Raw genomic sequence first — 4,034 nt, forward strand, 5'->3', positions numbered from 1 at the left:
TTGAAGGGCACCCCAATAACACAACCAAGACTCATTTACAGGTACTATATGATCTAGGGTTTAGAAGAGTGAGTTATGGCGTGCAGGATTATAACCATACAGTACAAAAAGCAATTCACCGTATTCAAGCTTTTGAAAAGGTAAGAGATGTTACAGAATGGTCTCGAGAAATTGGGTTTACATCTGTAGGCCACGATCTAATTTTTGGACTCCCACATCAAACTTTGGAACATGTTAAGGATACCATTTTAAAAACCAAATTGTTAATGCCTGATCGTTTGGCATTTTATAGTTATGCCCATGTGCCCTGGCTTAAAGGGAACGGTCAAAGAGGATACAATGATATAGATCTGCCCACCGCAGAAGAAAAACGTATTCAGTATGAGAGTGGAAAAGCTTTATTGGCTGAGGTGGGTTACCACGAAATAGGAATGGATCATTTTGCTCTGGAAAGCGATTCCCTGCACATTGCAATGGTCTCTGGAAAGCTTCATAGAAATTTTATGGGTTATACTGCTTCCAAAACGCAATTGATGATTGGCCTTGGGGTTTCTAGTATTGGCGATAGCTGGTATAGCTTTGCACAAAATGTTAAAAGCCTGGAGGAATATGAACATTTGGTAGGAAATAATATTATCCCTATTTATAGAGGTCATATTTTAACCGATGAAGATCAATTTATAAGAAGACAAATATTAAATTTAATGTGTAGCTTTGAGTCAAGTTGGGATCAGGAAAGTGAAAATATCGAACTTTTAGAGCAGATCTTGACCAGGCTAATGGAAATGGAAAAAGACGAATTAGTTGAAATTGACGTTAATAGAATTAGAGTTACTGAAAAGGGGAGACCCTTTATAAGAAACATATGTATGGCATTTGATTTGTTATTACATAGGAAAGCACCTGAAACCAGGCTGTTTTCCATGACCATTTAATAGTGTTTTATTCAACTTAAAATCTAAGATCATGAAAACCATCATAGTACCAATTGACTTCTCCGAGCAATCTGAATTCGCCTTAAAAGCTGCCGCTTCCCTGTCTAAAAAACACGGGGCAGAGATAATTGCACTTCATATGCTTGAACTAAACGAGGCAATGATTTCATCTTCAGAAGGATTTCATCCTGAACAAACCGTTTTTCTCATAAAAATGGCTGAAAAACGAATTTCTGAGTTTTTAAACAAGCCTTACTTGCAGGATGTAAAAAAGGTGACTCCTATTATAAAACATTTTAAAGTATTTAGTGAAGTAAATGATGTTGCCGAAAAACATGGTGCCGATATGATTATTATGGGCTCTCATGGCAGCGATGGGCTTAAAGAAATATTTGTGGGTTCCAATGCCGAAAAAGTAGTGAGAAATTCTGAAATCCCTGTTCTGGTGATTAAAGATGAAATGGAAGATTTCAAGGCTGAAAATTTTGTATTTGCCTGCGCATTTAAAGATGAAAGTCTAATTGCATTTAAAAAAGCCAAGGAATTTGCGGATAAATTATCGGCAAAACTTCATTTAGTCTATATAAATACTCCGGGAGATAATTTTTTAAGTACTCAGGATGCTTATGAAAAAGTTAACAAGTATTTACAAAAAGCCGGTGCAGGCAAGGAAGTAAATATTTATAATGATTATAGCGTAGAAAAGGGTGTTTTAAATTTTAGTGAAAGTATCCATGCCGATGTTATAGGAATCCCCACTCATGGTAGAAAAGGGCTATCGCATTTCTTTATGGGAAGTATTGGAGAGGATATTACTAATCATTCCAAAATTCCTGTAATTACATTCAAATTATAGTTTTAGGTTAAATAGTTAATTGATATGATAAAGGAGAATCCAAAACGATTCTCCTTTGTTTATTTGTAACGACATCTGAATTGATATAAAATAAGGGCCCGGAACAGATTTTGGAACTGAGTACTGTATTATTAATTTTTAAGCATCGGAAACAGCTTTCTTAACTCCTCATCTGTAGGTTGTTTTCCGTACTCACAAATTTCAAAACTCTCTACGTGCTTAATTTCAGAAGCGTTATCGCCATACCATTTGTTCAGAGATGTCATCGTTGCATTATTAGGTTTGGAGGATCGCCAGTTAGCCAGCATTTCTAAACGTTCTTTTTCACCTTTGGGAACCTTATCCAAATTTCCGGAAGTCCATGGAAGCCATTCAAAGAATTGAGATTCATGGGCGGCCAGGGCATAAATTTTCTGATCGAAAACAGTATCAATATTTACAACTACATCAGGATTAAAAGGATTAGGGCGTTGAAAGCCATCTTCAGAATATAAAAAAACAGGATTCTTTTTTAGCGGGGGCGTATCTGCTGCAACATTAGGAACGATAACCATATAGGCTGCATCCTGAACCAAAATTCCCGTATAACGGTGATCAGGGTGGTAATCATTTGGTCTGGGAGCTATTACCACATCTGCATTCCACTTTCTGATCTCGCGGATGACCTTTAATCTGTTTTCCAGTGTAGGCATTAGTTCTCCATCATGATTGTCCAAAACGGTATATTCTACCCCGAATCGCTTCCCTGCTTCTTTTGCTTCGGCAATCCTGATTTTGGCCAGAGCGCCTCCTCCTTTAGCATAATGACCGGCATCACCATTGGTAAGGGAAACAAATTTTACCCTATGACCCAGCCTGGCTAATAATAAAGCTGTACCTCCTGTATCTATATCGCAATCATCGGGGTGCGCGCCAAAAACAATTACATTTATAGGATCAGTTTGTGCATTATTAAAATGTGCAGTGAAAACGATAAAAAAGCAGAGTATCAGGGTTTTCATAATTTTATAATTAAGTTAATTTCATACCGATAGGATCCCAGTTAACAGGTTTATTTTTATAATAACTTTCATTTGCCAGTAAGGCCGCTCCTGCAGCCCGAAGGCCAAAATTAGGGTCTTGAATTATGGTGTTCTTGCCACGGATTGCCTGGAAGAAATTGTAAAAATGGTCATAGTGACCTCCTTTGTAATCGTCTGGCGCTTCCCAAAGTGTTTCCCCTATATTCATTGCAGATGCTCTGCTTTCAAGATTTTTAGAAGCATATTCTTTCTTGATTTTTGCCTGAGTTTCTTCCGTAAAGGCAACCATGGAGTAATTACCAGGCATCATTCCTAATTTGGAGCGTACTAGTTGTACAGAATTCGATCCTACCTCCATTACTCCTTCAGTTCCTACCAGCTTGAAACCTCCGCCGCTACCAGATCCTGCAATAAAATTTACCCTGAATGAGGCATTAAAGGCAGCGTGAGTCTCAGATTCCGGATAATCATAAAAAGTCAATGTTACGTCCGGAACATCGCGACCGTCTTTCCAATAGCGTAAACCTCCAGTGGAAAGAGCCCTGGAGGGGCCTTTTGAACTGATAATATAATTTAATGTTGAAAATGCATGAACAAACAGATCTCCGGCTACTCCGGTTCCATAATCCCGGTAGTTTCGCCATCTAAAAAAACGTGTAGCATCAAATGGAACTTGTGGAGCAGTGCCCAGGAAGGTGTCAAAATCTACTGTTGTTGGGTCGGCATCCGGGGGGATTGGATATTGCCAGGCCCCTTCAGCAGAATAGCGGTCGTTATACATGTCAAGAAGCACCAGATCACCAATTGCACCAGCCTCATAAAGAAGTCTTGCTTTTTCGTTTCCTAAAGATGACATCCCCTGGCTTCCTACCTGGCACAACGAACCCGTATCTTTTTGAACTTTTATAATTTCATGACCATCTATGAAATTTTGTACCATAGGTTTTTCACAGTAGACGGCCTTGCCGGCTTTCATTGCCTCAATAGTGATTTTTTTATGCCAGTGATCAGGGACTGCTACAATAACGGCATCAACGTCACTGCGGCTAAGTATCTCGCGATAATCTCTGGTAACAACTATATCGTCTCCCCAAAGCTCTTTAGCCCTGTCTAACCTGCCCAAGTACAGATCACAGGCTGCTACAAGTTTAACACCCTGTACTTTTAATGCAGAGGTGGTGTCGTATATTCCCTGGATACCGGATCCTATTAGCGCCAGAT

At 39.1% G+C, this 4,034-nt stretch carries 4 protein-coding genes; 2 read left to right on the forward strand and 2 right to left on the reverse strand.

Features of this window, described 5'->3' with window-relative positions; translation table 11 throughout:
• Together WBN20_RS08260 and WBN20_RS08265 are read left to right on the forward strand one after the other, a co-directional pair.
• Positions 1-935, forward strand: a 935-nt coding sequence (locus tag WBN20_RS08260) for a radical SAM protein (RefSeq protein ID WP_424281336.1), incomplete at its 5' end; no start/stop codon positions are given.
• Between the two features lie 31 nt (positions 936-966).
• Positions 967-1,791 (forward strand): universal stress protein, encoded by an 825-nt coding sequence (locus WBN20_RS08265; RefSeq protein WP_424273427.1) that lies wholly within the window; start codon positions 967-969, stop codon positions 1,789-1,791.
• 131 nt (positions 1,792-1,922) lie between these two features.
• Here WBN20_RS08265 and WBN20_RS08270 read toward each other — a convergent pair whose 3' ends face one another.
• Positions 1,923-2,792 carry a PIG-L deacetylase family protein gene (locus tag WBN20_RS08270; RefSeq protein WP_424273428.1) on the reverse strand — a complete coding sequence of 290 codons (870 nt, stop codon included), beginning with the start codon at positions 2,790-2,792 and terminating at the stop codon, positions 1,923-1,925.
• 10 nt (positions 2,793-2,802) lie between these two features.
• The coding region (locus tag WBN20_RS08275; protein WP_424281337.1) for a Gfo/Idh/MocA family protein at positions 2,803-4,034 on the reverse strand (1,232 nt) is incomplete at its 5' end.

Source organism: Eudoraea sp., assembly GCF_049665975.1.
Taxonomy (GTDB): Bacteria; Bacteroidota; Bacteroidia; order Flavobacteriales; family Flavobacteriaceae; genus Eudoraea.